Source organism: Streptomyces sp. NPDC092369, from assembly GCF_044755245.1.
Taxonomy (GTDB): Bacteria; Actinomycetota; Actinomycetes; order Streptomycetales; family Streptomycetaceae; genus Streptomyces.
The window spans coordinates 1,324,483-1,342,516 of record NZ_JBIVQP010000001.1; the positions used below are offsets into that span (position 1 = coordinate 1,324,483).

The following is an 18,034-nucleotide window of genomic DNA, read 5'->3' on the forward strand; positions in this document are numbered from 1 at the left end:
CGCGATCCGCACCCCGGACTCACGCGCCGCTCCCCTGTCTCCGCGGCAACACCGCGATCGCCGCGACCGGCACCACCGCCAGCACCACCCACGGCACCGCCGCTGGCAGGCCTGCGTCGAGGAGCAGGCCCGTCGCCGAGCTGCCCATCAGGACGATGAGGCCGGACACGGAGGACAACGCCCCGGTGTAGAGGCCGAGTCGGCCGTCCTGCGCGAGGTCGGGGAGCCAGGCCCGGGCGGCCGGTGCGATGAGCATCTGGCCGAGGGTGAGCAGGACGACGAAGCCCGCGGCGGGGAGCAGCGCCGTCGTGCCGGTCGCGGCGGCGGGGCGGGCCGCGGCCACGAGGGCGAAGCCGGTCGCGATGAGAGCCAGGCCCGCCGTCATGGACCGGCGCAGGCTGAGGCGCGCCGACGCCCAGCCCGTGACGGGGAGTTGGGCCGTCACCACGAGCAGGGACGACAGCGCGAACAGCCAGGCCAGCGGTGCCTGCGAGCCCACCGCGCGCTCCACCTCGGCGGGCAGGGCGAGGTAGAGCTGGTTGTAGGCGAGGAGGTAGGCGCCGTAGGCACAACACAGCGCCAGGAAGCGGCGGTTGCGCAGGAGCAGCGGCAGGCCGCCCTGCAATCGGGTCCGCGCGCGGCCGGGGATGTGCTGCGGCAACAGCCACGCGTGGCCGGCGAGGACGAGCACGAAGATCCCGGCGCCGCCGAGGCATACGGCCCGGAAGTCCACCGCGAGCAACAGCGCGCCCAGCAACGGCCCGACGAAGGCCCCCGCCTGTCCGGCCACCGTGAACAACGCCAGGACACGGGTACGTGAACCACCGCCCGGCTGCTCCAACAGCACCGCCTGCCGGGCGACTTCGGACTCCACGGCCGGCGAGAACAGGGCCGCGGCGAACCCGATCAGCAGCACCGCGCCCACGACCGACCAGGTCTCCCCCGCGTACCCGAGCCACCCGAACCCGGCGATCCGCAGCGCACATCCCACGAGCACCACGGGCCGTATCCCGTACCGGTCCGCCAGCGCCCCGCCCACCACGAACAGCCCCTGCTGGCTGAAGGTCCGCAGCCCGAGCACGAACCCGACCAGCCAGCCCGCCATCCCCATCGCCTGCCCCAGATGCTCGGACAGGAAGGGCAGCACGGCGAAGAAGCCGATGTTGAAGGCGAGTTGGGTGAGGATCAGGAGTCTCAGCAGGGGCGTGAGCCGAACGCCGTTCTCCGTCTTCCGCAGCCCGACCGACGGCACGGTCACTCCGCGCCCACCAACTCCCTTGCTCCTGTGGACTGTTCGACGACGGCAACGACCGCTGTACGGCGGCGCGGCCACCGCACTCCCCCACCCGCGCTCACCGCCAGCGCGCCGAGCAGGGCGAGTGCGGCGGCCGGTGCGAGGACGGCCCAGGGGGCGCGTTCGGCGTAGGGCTGGTTCTCGGCGAGGAGGAGGCCCCATTCCGGAGCGGGCGGCTGGGCGCCGAGGCCGAGGAAGGCGAGCGAGGCGAGCGCGAGGGCGATGCCCGGCAGACGCAGCAGGGCGTGCCGGGTGACGGACGGCAGGACGGCGGGCAGGAGTTCGTGCCGCAGCAGATACCGGCGGTCCGCGCCGAGGCCGCGTGTGGCGGTGATGTGCAGCGCGGCCCGTTCCTGCCGTAGCAGCGCCGAGGTGTGCGTGGCGAGCGGCGCCCAGGCGACGACCCCGACGGCCAGCGCGGGCGTGCCGGCACCGCTGCCCGCGACGGCCGTGACGAGGAGTGCGCCGAGGACCGGCGGCACGGCGTTGACGGTGTCGACGAGCGGCCCGGACAGCCGGGGCACGAGCCCGAGCAGTACGCCGGCGAGCAGGGCGGCGGCGCCGATCGCGAGAGCGAGCAGCAGGGTGTCGAGGGCGCCGTGGGCGACCCGGGCGAGCACGTCCCGGCCGAGCGCGTCCGTACCGAACGGGTGGGTCCAGGACGGTGATTGGAGGCGTTGACTCGTGTCGAGGGCGAGCGGGTCGCGGGGCAGGCCGAGCGCGACGACGCCGAGCAGGACCCCGGCGTAGAGGAAGGGCTGGACGGTGCGGGCGGGTGGGGTCGGGCGGTGCAGGGAGGGGAGGGTGCCGTCGTGCAGGGCGGGGCCGATCAGGAGGCGGGCGGCGATCCGGGCCGCGCCCGTGGAGGCGGCGGCGAGCAGGAGGAGGAGCAGGGTGCCGGCCTGGAGGACCGGCAGGTCCTGGGCGAGGGCGGCCTGGAGGGTGGTGCGGCCGAGGCCGGGGATGTCGAAGATCTGCTCCACTGCGACGGAGCCGCCGGTGATGCCGACCACGAACAGGCCGACGTTGGGCAGCAGTCCGGGCAGACAGCGACGCAGGGCCTGCCTCGCGATGCGCCGGTTCGGGAGTCCGCGCGCGGCGGCGGCCAGCGCCCAGGGTTCGGCGAAGGCGCTGGGCAGCAGGTCGTCGAGGAGCCGTCCGAGCACGGCCCCGGCGGGCAGGCCGAGGGCGAGCGCGGGCAGCACCGTCCACTGGGGTCCGTACCAGCCGAGCGCGGGCAGCCAGCCCAACTGCACGCCGACGACGGTCGCGAGGACCGACGCGATGAGGAATTCCGGCAGCGCGGCGACGACGGCGGAACCGCCACCGGCCGAACGCCCCCTGCGACCCTGCCGGTTGAGGGTGGGCGCGCAGATCAGTCCGGCCGTGACGACCGCGACGGCGAGGGCGACCGCCATCAGCAGCAGTGACGCGCCGAGTGCCTGGAGGACGGCGGGCCCGACCTCGGCCCCGGAGATCCAGGACCGGCCCGCGTCCCCCCGCAACAGCCCGTGGGCCCACCGCCCGAGGAGTGCCAACGGGCCGTCGGCGAGGCCGAGTTGGGCCCGGATGTCGGCCAGCACCTCGGGGGTGGGGTCGCGGTCGGCCGAGCGCGCCTTGAGCACGGTGAGCGCCGGGTCGGTGCGCGCGAGCCAGGGCAGCAGACCGATGCCGCACACCAGGGCGGCCGCGAGTCCGGCGCGCCACAGGGGCGCGATCGCTCGGTGCCGCATCCGTCAGCGCCGGGTGCCGGTGCCGACGAGGGTGCGCTCGTACGGGTCGAGCAGCGCGCCGCGCACCGCGGTGCCGACGCCGGTGATGATCCGCTGGTGGACGAGGGGGACGACGGCGTCGGTGCCGAGGATCTCGGCCTCGGCCGCCATCACCGCGTCCTGCCGCTTGGCGGTGTCGGTGACGCCCTCGGCCTCGGCGACGGCCCGGTCGACGTTCTTGTCGCACAGCCGCGCCAGGTTGTACCCGCCGTCGCAGGTGAAGTCGCCGGCCAGGACGGCGACGGGGTCACCGGTGTCGACCAGGGTGTTGCGGGCGAGCACGAAGGCGTCGAACTTCCCGTCCAGCGCGTCGCTCTCCAGCCGCGAGTACTCGCGCACCTCCAGCTCGACACGGAACCCGGCCTTCTCCAGCTGTTGCTTCAACACCTGGGCCACTTCGGGGAGTTCGGGCCGGTTGTCATACGTGGCGAGGGTGATCCTCGCGCCCTTGGGCGAGGTGGCTTCGGCCCGTCCCGCCGGCCGCTTCCGCTTGCCCTCGGCCCAGGTGACGGCGGGGCCGTAGATGCCCGCTCCGGCGTCGGCGTGTCCTTCGTAGACCCCGTCGGCGAGCGCGCCGGTGTCGACGGCCTCGCGCGCGGCGGCCCGCACCTTCGGGTCCTTGAAGGGGCCCGAGTCGGAGTTGAGGAGCAGGCTGGTGGTGCGGGTCGTGGCCGTCTCCTCGCGGGTCGCCTCTTCGAGGGTGGCGGCCTGGGCGACGGGGATCGACTCGGCGAGGTCGGCCTGTCCGGTACGCAGGGCGGCGGCACGGGCGGTGCCGTCGGCGATGAACTTCACGTCCACGCCCGCGGCTTGGGCCCGCCCGCCCCAGTAGTCGTCGAAGCGGTCGAGGCTCGCGGCCGTGGCGCCGGTGACGTCGGTGAGTTCGAAGGGTCCGGTGGCGGTGCCTGCCGGATCGACGGCGCCGGTCTTGCCGTAGGCCTTCGTCGACAGGACGGCGAGGCTCGGGCTGGACATGCGCAGGGGCAGGACGGGGTCCGGTTCGTCCGTGGTGATGCGTACGCCGGTGTCGCCGTCGGCCTCTGCCTTGAGGGTGACGCCGGAGAGGGCCGCGGGTGCGGGCTTCGCCTCGGTGGCGTGGGTGAGGGAGGCGGCGACGGCGGCCGGGGTGACGTCCGTGCCGTCCTGGAAGGTGGCCTCGCGCAGGGTGAACAGCCAATTGCGGTCGTCCTCGCGGCGCCAGGAGGCGGCGAGCGCGGGGGCCGCGGCGCCGTTGGCGTCCAGGGCGGTCAGGCTCTCGGTGATGCCGAGGCGGCTGAGGATGGTGGCGTCGGCGCCGTACGGGGAGAGGTTCTCGGCCGGCGGGAAGGCGAGGGCGACCCGCAGCCGCGAGCCTTCCTTCGCGTCACCGGCCGCGTCCTCGGCGCCGCCCGAGGCGAAGCAGCCGGTCAGGGCCGGGGCGAGGAGGAGAGCGAGCAGAAGTCGAAAACGGTGCACGGTGCGTCTACCGCCCCATCGGTATCTCGAAGTGGATGATCCCCTGGCCGCCGCCCGGTTCCTCGCGCTCGTCCAGCACGACCTTGCCGAGCGACCGCCAGAAGGGTTCGGCGCCCGGCACCGCCGGATCCGTGTGCAGATACACGGCGCGGTAGCCGCCGTCGGCGGCGGCGAAAGCGAGCAGTTCACCGACCAGACGCCGGGCGAGACCGCGTCGGCGGTGGGCCGGACAAACGTAGATCCGGCGCAGTTGGGCGGTCTCGCCGGAGGGGTAGCGCTCGGCGAGATCGCGCGGGTTCGGCGGGTGGGCCGGTCCGCGGGAGTCGAGGGCGCCGGTGGCGACGACGGTCCCGTCGGCCGGGTCGAGTGCGACCAGGAGGGTGTGGCGGGCGGGGGCGAGGTAGGCGGTGGCCGGGTCGATGATGTCGCCGTGCCAGCGGGGCACGTAGCCGGTGCCGAAGTCGCGGTAGACGGTGTCGAGCATCACGGCTCGCGCACCGTCGAGGTCGTCCGGGCGCGCCGCCCTGATGCAGTAGTCACGCACTTGCACATCATATGCATTAACCCTCTGGAGCTTGATCGTCTCGATTTGACAGCCTCGCGGCCACCCCCTAGAACCTACCCACATGACATTCATTTTCAAAAACACTGCTCGGCGAGCGGTCCGGTAATGCGGGTCGCCTTCGTCGGAAAGGGCGGCAGCGGCAAGACGACCCTGTCGGCCCTCTTCGCCCGCCATCTGGCCCGCTGCGGCGCGCCCGTGCTCGCCATCGACGGCGACATCAACCAGCACCTGGCGGCGGCGCTGGCCCCTGACACCGAACCGGTCACCGCGCCGCCCCTGGGCGCCCGTCTGGGCGAACTGAAGGAGTTCCTGCGCGGAACCAATCCCCGCATCGCCTCCCGCGAGGCCATGATCAAGACCACCCCGCCCGGGCGCGGCTCACGCCTGCTGCGCCTGCTCGGCGACGACGAGGTGCACGCCCGGCATGTGGTCCGGGCGGGTGAGGTTCCGCTGATGGCGACGGGCGAGTTCGAGGAGAGCGACCTCGGAGTGGCCTGCTACCACTCCAAACTCGGCGCGGTCGAGCTGTACTTGAACCATCTGGTCGACGGCCCCGGCGAGTACGTCGTCGTCGACATGACGGCGGGCGCGGACGCCTTCGCGTCGGGCCTGTTCACCCGCTTCGACCTGACCTTCCTGGTGGCCGAACCCACCCGCAAGGGCGTCTCCGTCTACCGCCAGTACCGCGACCACGCCCGGGAGTTCGGCATCCGGATCGCGGTCGTCGGCAACAAGGTGACGGGCGAGGACGACCTGCTGTTCCTCAAGGAGGAGGTGGGCGACGACCTCCTGACCCACCTGGTCCAGTCCCCCTGGGTGCGCGCCGCCGAACAGGGCCGCGCACGGGGTGAGTTGGAGCCGCACAACCGCCACGCCCTGAACATCCTGCGCGAGACCGTCGACGCCCGCCCCAGGGACTGGCCGACCCTGCACCGCCACGCCGTCGACTTCCACCTGCGCAACGCCCGGGCGTGGGCGGACCGGGCGACGGGCCTGGACCTGGCCGACCAGGTGGACCCGGACTTCGTTCCGGGCCTGACGGCGCCGGCGTAACCACCACCCAGCCCACCACCTAACCCACTCACCCCACTCACCCCACTCACCCCACTCACCAACTACCCGACAGGACACCCCTTTTCATGTCTCTCGACGTCTCCCCGAAGCTCCTCGCCGAAGCCGAGAGCGGTGACATCCGCGAGGCGGACTTCGTGGACACGGTCCGCACGTCCCTCCCCTACGCCTACGACCTGATCGCCGGCCTCACGGCCGAACTGCGGGGCGGCACCGCCGAGTTCGCCGACAACAGGACCGCGCCCCCGTCCGAACGGGAGCGCGGCCAACTGCTGCGGGCCCTCGCCAGCGACGCCATCCGCGGCAGCCTGGAACGCCACTTCGGGGTGGCCCTGGCCTTCCAGAACTGCCACCGGGTGGCGGCGTTCCGACCCGAGTCACTGGACGGACAGTCGTACGCGAAGTTCACGTCGGTGCGCTCGCAGATCCTGAACCAGTCACCGGAGTTCAGGGACTGCTGACCCCACATGCCAGGCGGACCGGTGGGCTACCGCTTCTGCTCCACCCGCACCCAGTCCACCTCCGCCTGCACTCCCCCGGCCGCGACCTTGTCCACGCTGGACTGCGGCAGGCCCCAGTAGGGAGTCGTCACCTGGTTCCAGCCGGCCGGGTATGCCCCGCCCAGCGCCAGGTTGAGAATGACGTACTGGTTGTGGTCGTAGACCCACTGCCCGCGCGTCGACTCCAGCTTGTTGCGGGTCGTCTCCTGGACCAGGCGATCGTCGACGTAGAAGCGCATCCCGGTCGGGGTCCACTCCACCGCGTACGTGTGCCACTGGTCGACCCTGCCGCCGTTCGGGAAGGTCTGGCGGGCGCCGATGTTGCCGTCGGCCGAGTAACCGGGGCCGTGCAGGGCGGTGCTCGTCCAGTCCGGGTAGCCGATGTTCTCCATGATGTCGGTCTCGCCGGAGGCCGGCCAGGAGACCGAGGTGTCGTCGACGTTGCTGCCCAGCAGCCAGAAGGCGGGCCAGAAGCCGTCCCCGACCGGAAGCTTCATACGCGCGCTGACCCGGCCGTAGGTGAAGTCGAACTTGGTGTTGGTGTCGATGCGCCCGGAGGTGAAGTCGTAGGTCCCGGCCGGTGTCTGGGTGCAGTCGTTGCAGTACTTCGACTTCAGCAGCAGGCTGCCGTTCTGCGTGACGATGTTGTTCGTCGAGTCGACGTACGCCTGGGACTCGCCGTTGACCGGACCCATCTCGTAACCGGTCCTGACCACCCGCCACTTGGAGCGGTCCAGGCTCGTGCCGGTGAAGTCGTCGAAGAACGTCGTCTGGTACGTCCCCGACTGCTCGCCGGGCAGCGCCGGGTAGGCGGCCGCCGCGCTGCCCCCCGTGCCCCAGACCTGGAACTCGTAGAGGGAGTAGCCGAATTGGGCGGTGGCGGGGGCCTGGTTGTAGAAGCTGCGGCGCTCCTTGCCGAGCATGCGGACGTAGCGGCCGGTGGCCGGGGTGGAGAGGGTGACCGTGTCGTGGCGGCCCGTGGCCTCCGCCGGTGACTTGATGTCGGCCCGGCGGGCGGCCACGTCCGCGGCCGAGGGCTGGTAGACCGTGCGCCAGGTGCGGTTGTCGTCGGAGACCTGGAGCTGGTAGTCGACGGCGTAGGCCGCCTCCCAGTAGAAGTCGACGGAGGAGATCGTCGAGGTGGCGCCCAGGTCGACCGAGACCCAGCGGTCGGCGTTCCAGTCGCTGGACCAACGGGTCGCGTCGTCCTTGAGGTTGGCGGGCCAGCCGCCGTCGGTGAGGAACGCCGGTGAGTTGCCGGAGTGTTGGTAGTAGTTCGAGTACGCCGGGTGGTTCAGGGCGAGGTTGCTGCGGGTCGTGGACGCGGGGGCCGGTTCGCCGCCGTAGACCCTGAAGGAGTAGAGCGAGTAGCCATAAGGCGTGGCGCGTTCGAGGCCGCGCATGCGGACGTAGCGGCCCGTCGCCTCCTGCGGATACGTGTTCGCGGTGATCGAGCCGCCGGTGCCGGCCGTCTCCGTGTAGAAGGGGGTCCAGTCGGTGCCGTTCTTCGACACCTCCAGGACATAGCGCTTGCCGTAGGCGGCCTCCCAGTCCAGGGTCACGCGGTCGACGCGGATCGTGGCGCCGAGGTCGACGCGGATCCAGGCGTCGTCGGCGAAGTTGCTGGACCAGCGGGTGGCGCCGTTGCCGTCGAAGGCCAGGCCGGGGGCGGTGCCGGCGTTCTCGCTGCCGGAGGCGGTGACGGCGGCCGGGTTCGCGGTGTACGCGGTGCCGGCGCGGTCGGTGTCCCAGGTGGCGGCGGCCGCGGCGGCCTCCGGGGCGGGGGCGGCGAAGGCCGGGGTCGCGGACAGCAGGGACACGGCGGCCAGAGCGGCCCACAGGGTGCGGGATCTCATGCGGCTCTCCTTTGAGCTGGGGATGAGACGGGGTTGAGGCGGGGATCTTGATGACGTGCTCATGACAGATTTAGGGGTCTGTACATCCGTGAGGATCGAGCTTTCCGGCCACCCGAAGAGGTCCGCCGACCCGGCACGGTGAACGTGGGCTCCCGCACCCACATCCACCGTGCCCGCAGCCGAGACCGTCAGGCCGCCCGCTGCGCCTGACTGCGATGCGTCCGCACAATGTCGGCGTACCGGTGTCCGGTGCCCTTGATCGTGCGGACCTGCGTCTGGTAGTCGACGTGGATCAGACCGAACCGCTTCTCGTAGCCGTAGGCCCACTCGAAGTTGTCCAGCAGCGACCAGGCGAAGTATCCCGCCAGCGGGGCGCCCTTGCGGGCGGCCGAGGCGCAGGCCGCCAGGTGCTTCTCCAGGTAGTCCTGGCGCTCCGGGTCGTCGACGGTGCCGTCGGGCCGCACGACGTCCGGGTAGGCGGAGCCGTTCTCGGTGACGTACAGCTTGCGGGCGCCGTACTCCTCGGTGAGCCGGAGCAGCAGGGTCTCGATGCCGCTCGCGTCGACCTCCCAGTCCATCCCCGTGCGCGGCACGCCGAGGCGGCGGACCGAGCGGACGCGGGGCGCCTGCCCACGCGGGTCGTCGGCGACGGTGGCCGGGAAGTAGTAGTTCAGGCCGAGCCAGTCCAGCGGCGCGGCGATGGTCTCCAAGTCGCCCGGCTGCTCGGGGAGTTCGACGCCGTAGACCTCCTGCATGTCGGCCGGGAAGCCGCGGCCGTGGATCGGGTCCAGCCACCAGCGGTTGACGTGGCCGTCGTGCCGCCGGGCGGCCTGGATGTCCTCCTCGCGGTCGGTGGCCGCGTACACGGTGGACAGGTTGTTGACGATGCCGATCTGGGCGTCCGGGGCGGCGGCGCGGATCGCCTGGACCGCGAGGCCGTGGCCCAGCAGCAGGTGGTAGGAGGTACGGACGGCGGCCGTCAGGTCCGTCCAGCCCGGCGCCATCTTGCCTTCCAGGTGGCCGATCCAGGACGAGCAGGAGGGCTCGTTCAGGGTCGCCCAGTGGGAGACGCGGTCGCCGAGGCGTTCGGCCACGACGGAGGCGTACGAGGCGAAGTGCTCGGCGGTCGCCCGCTCGGGCCAGCCGCCCCGGTCCTGCAACGCCTGCGGGAGGTCCCAGTGGTAGAGGGTGACGGAGGGGGCGATGCCCGCTTCCAGCAGGGCGTCGACCAACTCGTCGTAGAAAGCGAGGCCCTTGGCGTTGACCGGGCCGTCGCCGCCGGGCACCACGCGCGGCCACGCGATCGACAACCGGTAGGCGTTGGTGCCCAGTTGGCGCATCAGGCCGATGTCCTCGCGCCAGCGGTGGTAGTGGTCGCAGGCGACGTCGCCGTTGTCGTTGTTCGCGATCTTGCCGGGCGTGTGCGAGAACGTGTCCCAGATCGACGGCGCGCGTCCGTCCTCGGCGACGGCTCCCTCGATCTGGTACGCCGCGGTGGCCGTGCCCCACAGGAAGTCGTGCGGGAGTGCGGCGAAGTCGATGGTCACAGATGTCCCTTCGGAGTGGGGGGAGTCGCTCACTTGACGGCGCCCGCCGTCAGCCCGGCGACCAAGTAGCGCTGGAGGAGCAGGAATCCGGCGACCACGGGCACGCTGACGACCAGCGAGGCGGCCATGATCTGGTTCCAGTACACGTCGTTGAGCGTGGAGTAGCCCTGGAGGCCGACGGCGAGGGTCCGGGTGGTGTCGTTGGTCATCACCGACGCGAACAGCACCTCGCCCCACGCGGTCATGAACGCGTAGACGGCGACCGCGACGATGCCGGGGATCGCGGCCGGCACCACGACCCGGAACAGCGCGCCGAGCGGCCCGCAGCCGTCCACCAGGGCGGCCTCGTCCAGGTCGCGCGGCACCGAGTCGAAGTACCCGATCAGCATCCAGATCGAGAACGGCAGGGAGAAGGTCAGATACGTCAGGATCAGCCCGCCGCGCGAGCCGAACAGGGCGATGCCGGTGGCGTTGCCGATGTTGACGTAGATGAGGAACAGCGGGAGCAGGAAGAGGATGCCCGGGAACATCTGCGTGGACAGCACGGTGACCGTGAACACCCGCTTGCCGCGGAAGCTGTAGCGGCTGACGGCGTACGCCGAGAAGACCGCGATCACCACCGACAGGACGGTCGCCGCGCCCGCCACGACCAGCGAGTTCACGAAGTACCGGGCGAGCGGCACGGTCGACCAGATGTCGATGTACGGGCGGATGGTCAGCCCGCTGGGCAGCCAGCGGAACTTGCCCGTGACGTCGGCCAGCGGCTTCAGCGAGCTGGAGACCATCACGTACACCGGGATCAGCACGAAGCCGGTGAGCAGCGTCAGGAAGATCCGCCGGGACCAGATGAAGGAGCGCGGCGGCGCCATCGGCGAGCTGGGGCTAGACATCGGCGGTCCTCCGTCCGCGCGAGGTGAGCGCGAGGTAGACGCCCGTCACGACCAGCAGGAACAGCAGCAGGAGTACGGACATGGCGGAGCCGGTGCCGAAGTTCCAGGTGACGAACGAGGCCTGGTAGATGTGGACCGAGATGAGGTCCGCGGCCTCGGGAGCGGCCTTGCCGAACAGGACGTAGGGCGTGTTGAAGTCGTTGAACGTCCACAGGAACAGCACCAGGACGAGGACCTGGTTGACCGGGCGCAGGGACGGCAGGGTGATACGGCGCAGTTGCTGCACCATCCCGGCGCCGTCCAGCGCGGCGGCCTCGTACAGCTCCTTGGGGATGTTCTGCAGGCCGGCCATCACGATGAGGAAGGCGAACGGCCAGCCCTTCCACACGTGCACGATCAGCAGCGCGTAGAAGCTGTTGTCGCCGATCAGCCAGAACGACGGCTTGTCGGTGATGTGCAGCTGGTCGTGCAGGACGTGGTTCACCAGGCCGTTGTCGTGCTGGAACATGAACACCCAGGTGATGACGGCCGCGTAGACCGGCAGGGCGTACGGGACCAGGAACAGGGCGCGCAGGAAGCCACGGCCGCGGAAGTTGTCCTGCATGTAGACCGCCGCCGCCGTGCCGATCAGCCAGCACAGGCTGACCGACAGGATGGTGAAGACGACGGTGACGAAGAAGGAGTGCAGCAGGTCCTGGCCGACGGGGGCGTCGAAGTCGACCGACACCTTGTAGTTGTCGAAGCCGGACCAGGGCGCGGTCCCCCAGTCCCGGATGTAGAACTGGGTGAGCTCCTTGAAGCTCATCACGATGCCGATGACCATCGGGATGAGGTGGACCAGGAGTTCGAGGAACAGGGCGGGCAGGAGCAGCAGATACGGCAGTGCGATGCGGCGGATCCTCCCGGGACGGCGGCGGGGCGCTTTCTCCGCCGACCCGGGAGAGTTCTTGTGCACGGCGGCCTCTGCGGGTGCAGTGGTCGTCATTGTTTCTCTCACTTCGCCGGCATCTGCTGCTGGGCCTTCTCGAGCTTCGCCTTGACCGATGCGGTGGTCACCGCGCGGCCGGCGGCGACGTCCGCGAACAGGTCCTTGACGGCGGTGCCGACCGCGGTCTCGAACTGCGACTCGTCGGCGACCTGCGGCAGGGCCGCGGCGCTGGTGGCGAGGGTGTTCTTGAGGACGGAGTTCGAGGCGGTGTTGAAGGCGGCGTCCTCCTGGGCGGCCTTGACCGGTGGGATGGAGCTGTAGGCGGTGTTGAGGATCTTCTGCTCGGCGTCGCTGGTCATGAACTTCACGAACTTGGTGGCGCCGTCGAGGTTGTCGGTGTTCTTGAAGACGGCGAGGTTGATGCCCGCGACCATCGAGTTGACCTGCGCGCCGGTGCCGGGGGTGCCGGACTGCACGGGCACCGGGGCGATGCCGTACTTGGACTCGTCCATGCCCTGCGACTTGAGGTTGGCGGAGGCGGACTGCCACAGCAGCATCGCCTGCTTGCCCTTGGCGAAGTCGCTCACGGACTGGTTCTGCGCGTACTCGGCGTCACCGGTCGGAATGACCTTGTCCTTGGCCATCAGGTCGACGTACTGCTTCACGCCGGCGACCACCGCGTCGTTGGTGAAGTCGGCCTTGCCGTCGGGGGTGAAGAACTCACCGCCGTGCTGCTTGGCGAAGACGAAGGTGTGGTGGATGTTCTCGGAGACGTTGGCGCCCTCGGCGCCGAGCGCCGACTTGCCCTTCGCCTGGATCTTCTTGCCGTCGGCGACCAGCTCGGCCCAGGTGGCCGGGGGCTTGCTGATGCCGGCGTCGGCGAAGATCTCCTTGTTGTAGTAGAGGGCGTACGCCATCGAGTACAGCGGGACCGCGGCCGGGTCCTTGCCCTCGGCGCCGGTCGAGCCGAGCGCGGAGTCGACGAAGCGGTCCTTGCCGCCGATCTTGCCGAAGTTCGTCGCGTCCCACGGCAGCAGGGCGCCGGTGGCCTGGAGCGAGGCGCTCCAGGTGTTGCCGATGTTCAGGACGTCGGGGCCCTGGCCCGAGGTGGTCGCGGTCAGGATGCGGTTCAGCAGGTCCGACCAGGGGACGACCTCCAGCTTGACCTTGATGCCGGTCTGCTTCTGGAACTTGTCCAGCTCCGGCTGGAGGACCTTCTTGTCGATGGCGATGCTCGCGCCCTGGTTGGAGGCCCAGTACGTGAGGGTCTTCGGCGAGTCGTTGGACCCGCCGTTCGTCGACGAACCGCCTCCGCAGGCCGTGGCGGCGAGGGCGAGTGACATGGTGACGGCGCCTACGGCCGCGGCTCGGATGCTGCGCATGGCTCCCGGTGTCCCTTCAGGGATTACAGTCATGACTTAATTTAGGACGTGAGTTAAACCTCAAGAGATGCCCTCGTCAAGGGGTACGGCAACCATCGTGGAACTCCGGTCGCACCTCTTGACGCATCCGTTCAGGCAGTTGAAGCATTCAAGGACAAGAGAGCGCTCCCAAACCCCACCGTGTTCACTTCCTGAACAGGAGAGCCGCCCCATGTCCCTACCCGCCCTACCTCGCAGAACTGTCCTCGGTGCCGCGGCCGCCGCTGCCGCTCCGGTGGTGCTCGGCCTGTCCGCCCGCGCGGAGGCCGCCCCCACGTCCGCCTCCGCCGCTGCCCCGAGTGCGGCCGCCCTCCCCGGCGGCGGCGACCTCGGCGCCAACGTGATCGTCTTCGACCCGTCGATGTCGTCCGCCAGCATCCAGTCCAGGCTGGACCAGATCTTCCAGCAGCAGGAGACGGCGCAGTTCGGTACCGGCCGCTACCAGCTGCTCTTCAAGCCCGGCACCTACAGCGGGCTCAACGCCCAACTCGGCTTCTACACCTCGATCTCGGGCCTCGGTCTGTCCCCCGACAACACCACCATCAACGGCGACATCACCGTCGACGCCGGCTGGTTCAACGGCAACGCCACCCAGAACTTCTGGCGTTCGGCGGAGAACCTCGCGCTGGTGCCCGTGAACGGCACGAACAGGTGGGCCGTGGCTCAGGCGGCCCCCTTCCGTCGGATGCACGTGCGCGGGAACCTCAACCTCTCGCCCAACGGCTACGGTTGGGCCTCCGGCGGCTACATCGCCGACAGCCGGATCGACGGCCAGGTCCAGCCGTACTCGCAGCAGCAGTGGTACACGCGAGACAGCGTGATCGGCAGCTGGCTCAACGGCGTCTGGAACATGGTGTTCTCGGGCGTGCAGGGCGCGCCCCCGCAGGGCTTCCCGAACCCGGTGTACACCACCCTCGGCACGACACCGGTCTCCCGCGAGAAGCCCTTCCTGTACCTGAACGGCACCGAGTACCGGATCTTCCTCCCGGAGAAGCGCACCAACGCGAGCGGGGTGACCTGGGGCAACGGCACACCGCGCGGCACCTCGCTGTCCCTGTCGCAGTTCTACGTCGCCAAGCCGGGCGTCAGCGCGGCCACGCTGAATGAGGCACTCACGCAGGGGCTGCACCTCCTGCTGACGCCGGGCATCTACCACCTGAATGCGCCGATCCAGGTGAACCGCGCCAACACCGTGGTGCTGGGCCTGGGTTACGCGACGCTCGTCCCCGACAACGGAGTCACGGCCCTCAAGGTCGCCGACGTCGACGGTGTGCGGCTCGCGGGCTTCCTCATCGACGCGGGCACGGTCAACTCGGCCACCCTGCTGGAGGTCGGGCCCGCGGGCACGACGACGGACCACTCCGCCAACCCCACCACCGTCCAGGACGTGTTCGTCCGCATCGGCGGCGCGGGCGCGGGCAAGGCGACCACCAGCATGGTCATCAACAACCGCCACACCATCGTCGACCACACCTGGCTGTGGCGCGCCGACCACGGCTCGGGCATCGGCTGGGACACCAACCGGGCCGACTACGGCCTCCTCGTCAACGGCGCCGACGTGCTGGCGACCGGCCTGTTCGTGGAGCACTTCAACAAGTACGACGTGCAGTGGAACGGCGAGCGCGGCCGCACGATCTTCTTCCAGAACGAGAAGGCGTACGACGCGCCCAACCAGGCCGCGATCCAGAACGGCTCGATCAAGGGGTACGCCGCCTACAAGGTCGGCGACAACGTCACCGTGCACGAGGGCTGGGGTCTGGGCAGCTACTGCTACTACAACGTCAACCCGGCGATCGTGCAGCACAACGGCTTCGCGGCGCCGATCCGGTCGGGGGTGAAGTTCCACGACCTGCTCGTGGTCTCGCTCGGCGGCCAGGGCCAGTACGAGCACGTCATCAACGAGACCGGTTCGCCGACCTCGGGCACGTCGACCATCCCGTCCACGGTGGTGTCGTACCCGTGAACCGGGGGCGGCCCCGCGCCGGTTGAGGAGCGGGGCCGCCGTACCGGTCGGTCACGGAGCCGACGAGTCGGCGAACCACCGGTTCCCGACTCACCGAACCCCCGGCTCACCGGGTCACCACGTCGACGTTCCGGCGGGCGCCGTCGCATACCCGGTGGGCCGGGCCGTGAACGTGCCGCGGCCCTGGCTCTACCTACGGCTGCGGTCCAGCTCCAGCTCCGGCTCCGGCTCCGGCTCCGGCTGGGCAACCGGGTTGCGCAGCCGGAGAGTCCAGCCGGAGGCTCGGTCGCCATCACGACCACCGAGCCCCCGATCCGCCGGTGCCCCGAGCCACCAGACCCCGGCCCACCGAGTCACCGTGCCGACATCCCCGCGGGCGCCGTCGCATACCCGGTGGGCCGGGCCGGGCCGGGCCGTGAACGTGCCGCGGCCCTGGCTCTACCTGCGGCTGCGGCTGCGGGTCCAGCTCCGGCTCCGGTTGGGCAACCGGGTTGCGCAGCCGCAGAGTCCAGCCGGAGGCTCGGTCGCCATCACGACCACCGAGCCACCAGACCCCCAGCCCACCGAGTCACCGTGCCGACATCCCCGCGGGCGCCGGCGCGTACCCGGTGGGCCGGGCCGTGAACGTGCCGCGGCCCTGGCTCCGGCTGCGCAACCTCGTCGCGTAGCCGAAGAGTTCGGACAGGGGCACGGTCGCCGTCACGATGGCCGAGCCGCCGCGTGTGGTCGAGCCGGAGACTCGGCCGCGGCGGGCGGCGAGGTCGCCGAGGACTCCGCCGACAGACTCGTCGGGCACGGTGACCGTGACCTCGACGACCGGCTCCAGGAGGACCATCGCGCAGGCGCGCAGGGCCTCCCGCAGTCCGAGCCGGCCCGCCGTGCGGAAGGCCGTGTCGGAGGAGTCCTTCACGTGGGTCGATCCGTCGGTGAGCGTGACGCGCAGCCCGGTCACCGGGTGCCCGCCCAGCGGTCCTTCGGCAAGGGCGTCCCGGCAGCCGGCCTCGACCGCGCGGACGTACTCCTGCGGGACCCGCCCGCCGACGACCGCGGAGCGGAACTCGAAGCCGCTGTCCGCCGGTTCGACATCGAGGACGACATGGGCGAACTGCCCTGCCCCGCCGTCCTGTTTGACGTGCCGGAAGACAAGACCGGACACCCCGCGCCCGACCGTCTCGCGGTAACTCACCCTCGGACGGCCGACGTTGACCTCCACGCCGTGGACGCGCCGCAGCTGCTCCGTCGCCACCTCCAGATGCAGTTCACCCATGCCCGACAGCACCGTCTGACCCGTCTCGGGATCCGTCCGCACGACCAGCGAGGGGTCCTCCTCGACCAGTCGCGCGAGCGCCGACGCCAGCCGGCCGGTCTCGATCGACCTGCTGGCCTCGACCGCCACGGAGACCACGGGTTCGGCGACACCGGGCGGTTCCAGCACCAGCGGAGCGCCGGGCGCGCACAGCGTCGCACCCGCCCGGGCGGCCTTCAGCCCGGCCACCGCGACGATGTCCCCGGCGACCGCGCGGTCGACCTGGGCGTGCCGGTCCGCCCGGACGCGCAGGATCCGCCCGACGCGCTCGGTACGGTGTGCGACCGCGTCCCACACGGTGTCTCCCTTCTCGACCGTTCCCGAATACACCCGCAGATACGTCAGCCGTCCCGTCGGAGTGGCGTTCACCTTGAACGCCAGTGCCGCGAAGGGCGCCGCCGGATCCGCGGGCCGTTCCTCCGTCGCGCCCTCCGCCGTGCCGTCGGCCGTGCCCCGTACGGCGGGCACGTCGAGCGGCGACGGCAGGTAGGACACGACGGCGTCGAGCAGCGGCTCGATCCCGCGGTTGCGGTAGGCCGAGCCGCAGAGCACGACCAGTCCGTCCCCGCTGCGGGTGAGGTCCCGCAGAGCGGCGGCCAGCGTCTCGGCGGACAGCCTGCCGTGGGCGCAGAACTCCTCCAGCGCCGCCGGATGGAGTTCGGCGACGGCCTCCTCCAGCAGCCGCCGACGCCGATGCGCCTCCTCGTGCAACTCCCCGGGCACGGGCACGAGTTCGGCCGTCTCGGCACCGTCGACCCACACCAGCGCGCGCATCCGCAGCAGGTCGACGACGCCGGCGAAACCGCCCTCGACACCGATGGGCAACTGCACGACCAGCGGCGCCGGATGCAGTCGTTCCCGGATCGAGTCGACGGCGCTGTCGAGGTCCGCGCCCGCGCGGTCCAGCTTGTTGACGAAGGCGATCCTGGGCACGCCGTGCCGATCGGCCTGCCGCCACACGGACTCGCTCTGCGGTTCCACGCCCGCGACGGCGTCGAACACCGCGACCGCCCCGTCGAGCACCCTGAGCGCGCGCTCCACCTCGTCGGCGAAGTCCACGTGCCCGGGAGTGTCGATCAGGTTGATCCGGTGACCGTCCCACGTGCAGCTCACCGCCGCCGCGAAGATGGTGATCCCGCGGTCGCGCTCCTGCGGGTCGAAGTCGGTGACGGTGGTGCCGTCGTGGACCTCACCGCGCCGGTGCGTGGTGCCGGTGGCGAACAGGATCCGCTCGGTGACGGTGGTCTTGCCCGCGTCGACGTGGGCGAGGATGCCGAAGTTGCGGACGAGGGTCAGGGGGTTGAGGTGAGTGCGCACGGCCCATGGGCCTTTCTGGTGATCTCGCGATCGGAAAAGGGCAGCGCGATTCCCGGACGGAACGCCACGACGACGGGCGCCACGAAGGCTCGTCGGTGGACGAGAAAGTGGACGGGAAGATACGTGTCAGACGTTCGTCACGGGCATCC

13 protein-coding genes and 1 pseudogene are annotated in these 18,034 nt (G+C 70.9%); 3 read left to right on the plus strand and 11 right to left on the minus strand.

Annotated features, from left to right (window positions below):
* Positions 1–19 precede the first annotated feature (19 nt).
* Genes ACIQI8_RS05885 through ACIQI8_RS05900 form a run of 4 tightly spaced genes read right to left on the minus strand, consistent with a single transcriptional unit; the run spans position 20 to position 5,065 of the window.
* Entirely contained in the window at positions 20–1,258 is a 1,239-nt protein-coding gene (locus tag ACIQI8_RS05885) for an MFS transporter (RefSeq protein ID WP_402345317.1), read from the minus strand.
* Complete coding sequence (locus ACIQI8_RS05890; RefSeq protein WP_402345319.1) at positions 1,255–3,027, minus strand: ABC transporter permease subunit; 1,773 nt, start codon at positions 3,025–3,027, stop codon at positions 1,255–1,257. Before ACIQI8_RS05890 ends, ACIQI8_RS05885 begins: the two co-directional genes overlap by 4 nt.
* A gap of 3 nt (positions 3,028–3,030) precedes the next feature.
* Positions 3,031–4,521, minus strand: coding sequence for an ABC transporter substrate-binding protein (locus ACIQI8_RS05895; protein ID WP_402345321.1), 1,491 nt, complete (start codon positions 4,519–4,521; stop codon positions 3,031–3,033).
* A 7-nt stretch (positions 4,522–4,528) separates the two neighbouring features.
* A complete protein-coding gene (locus ACIQI8_RS05900; protein ID WP_402345323.1) occupies positions 4,529–5,065 on the minus strand; it encodes a GNAT family N-acetyltransferase in 537 nt (178 codons plus the stop codon).
* Positions 5,066–5,191: 126 nt separating this feature from the next.
* Here ACIQI8_RS05900 and ACIQI8_RS05905 point away from each other — a divergent pair, with 126 nt between their 5' ends.
* Both ACIQI8_RS05905 and ACIQI8_RS05910 read left to right on the plus strand, forming a co-directional pair.
* Positions 5,192–6,139, plus strand: a complete 948-nt coding sequence (locus ACIQI8_RS05905) for an ATP-binding protein (RefSeq protein WP_402345325.1) — start codon at positions 5,192–5,194, stop codon at positions 6,137–6,139.
* An 86-nt stretch (positions 6,140–6,225) separates the two neighbouring features.
* Positions 6,226–6,618 (plus strand): SCO5389 family protein, encoded by a 393-nt coding sequence (locus ACIQI8_RS05910; protein WP_402345327.1) that lies wholly within the window; start codon positions 6,226–6,228, stop codon positions 6,616–6,618.
* Between the two features lie 26 nt (positions 6,619–6,644).
* Here the strand turns inward: ACIQI8_RS05910 and ACIQI8_RS05915 are convergent, their stop codons facing one another.
* The 5 genes from ACIQI8_RS05915 to ACIQI8_RS05935 all read right to left on the minus strand — a co-directional run bounded on the left by ACIQI8_RS05915 (position 6,645) and on the right by ACIQI8_RS05935 (position 13,260).
* On the minus strand, positions 6,645–8,513 hold the full coding sequence (locus ACIQI8_RS05915) for a discoidin domain-containing protein (RefSeq protein WP_402345329.1): 1,869 nt from the start codon (positions 8,511–8,513) through the stop codon (positions 6,645–6,647).
* Between the two features lie 188 nt (positions 8,514–8,701).
* A complete protein-coding gene (locus tag ACIQI8_RS05920; RefSeq protein WP_402345331.1) occupies positions 8,702–10,060 on the minus strand; it encodes a GH1 family beta-glucosidase in 1,359 nt (452 codons plus the stop codon).
* A gap of 29 nt (positions 10,061–10,089) precedes the next feature.
* Positions 10,090–10,929 carry a carbohydrate ABC transporter permease gene (locus tag ACIQI8_RS05925; RefSeq protein WP_402346713.1) on the minus strand — a complete coding sequence of 280 codons (840 nt, stop codon included), beginning with the start codon at positions 10,927–10,929 and terminating at the stop codon, positions 10,090–10,092.
* A gap of 13 nt (positions 10,930–10,942) precedes the next feature.
* Complete coding sequence (locus tag ACIQI8_RS05930) at positions 10,943–11,935, minus strand: carbohydrate ABC transporter permease (RefSeq protein ID WP_402345333.1); 993 nt, start codon at positions 11,933–11,935, stop codon at positions 10,943–10,945.
* A gap of 8 nt (positions 11,936–11,943) precedes the next feature.
* Positions 11,944–13,260 (minus strand): ABC transporter substrate-binding protein, encoded by a 1,317-nt coding sequence (locus ACIQI8_RS05935; protein WP_402345335.1) that lies wholly within the window; start codon positions 13,258–13,260, stop codon positions 11,944–11,946.
* 211 nt (positions 13,261–13,471) lie between these two features.
* Between ACIQI8_RS05935 and ACIQI8_RS05940 the strand changes: the two genes are divergently transcribed.
* Positions 13,472–15,262, plus strand: coding sequence for a coagulation factor 5/8 type domain-containing protein (locus tag ACIQI8_RS05940; RefSeq protein WP_402345337.1), 1,791 nt, complete (start codon positions 13,472–13,474; stop codon positions 15,260–15,262).
* A 114-nt stretch (positions 15,263–15,376) separates the two neighbouring features.
* Here ACIQI8_RS05940 and ACIQI8_RS05945 read toward each other — a convergent pair.
* Positions 15,377–15,573, minus strand: a pseudogene (locus ACIQI8_RS05945) (hypothetical protein); the annotation flags it as partial.
* Positions 15,574–15,830: 257 nt separating this feature from the next.
* Entirely contained in the window at positions 15,831–17,885 is a 2,055-nt protein-coding gene (fusA, locus tag ACIQI8_RS05950) for an elongation factor G (protein ID WP_402345339.1), read from the minus strand.
* Between the last annotated feature and the right edge of the window lie 149 nt (positions 17,886–18,034).

Excerpts from the sequence above, each read along its gene's own strand:
- ACIQI8_RS05890 (WP_402345319.1), bottom strand. The coding sequence starts at position 3,027 with ATGCGGCACCGAGCGATCGCGCCCCTGTGGCGCGCCGGACTCGCGGCC.
- ACIQI8_RS05905 (WP_402345325.1), top strand. The coding sequence starts at position 5,192 with ATGCGGGTCGCCTTCGTCGGAAAGGGCGGCAGCGGCAAGACGACCCTG.
- ACIQI8_RS05910 (WP_402345327.1), top strand. The coding sequence starts at position 6,226 with ATGTCTCTCGACGTCTCCCCGAAGCTCCTCGCCGAAGCCGAGAGCGGT.
- ACIQI8_RS05915 (WP_402345329.1), bottom strand. The coding sequence starts at position 8,513 with ATGAGATCCCGCACCCTGTGGGCCGCTCTGGCCGCCGTGTCCCTGCTG.
- ACIQI8_RS05925 (WP_402346713.1), bottom strand. The coding sequence starts at position 10,929 with ATGGCGCCGCCGCGCTCCTTCATCTGGTCCCGGCGGATCTTCCTGACG.
- ACIQI8_RS05930 (WP_402345333.1), bottom strand. The coding sequence starts at position 11,935 with ATGACGACCACTGCACCCGCAGAGGCCGCCGTGCACAAGAACTCTCCC.
- ACIQI8_RS05935 (WP_402345335.1), bottom strand. The coding sequence starts at position 13,260 with ATGCGCAGCATCCGAGCCGCGGCCGTAGGCGCCGTCACCATGTCACTC.
- ACIQI8_RS05940 (WP_402345337.1), top strand. The coding sequence starts at position 13,472 with ATGTCCCTACCCGCCCTACCTCGCAGAACTGTCCTCGGTGCCGCGGCC.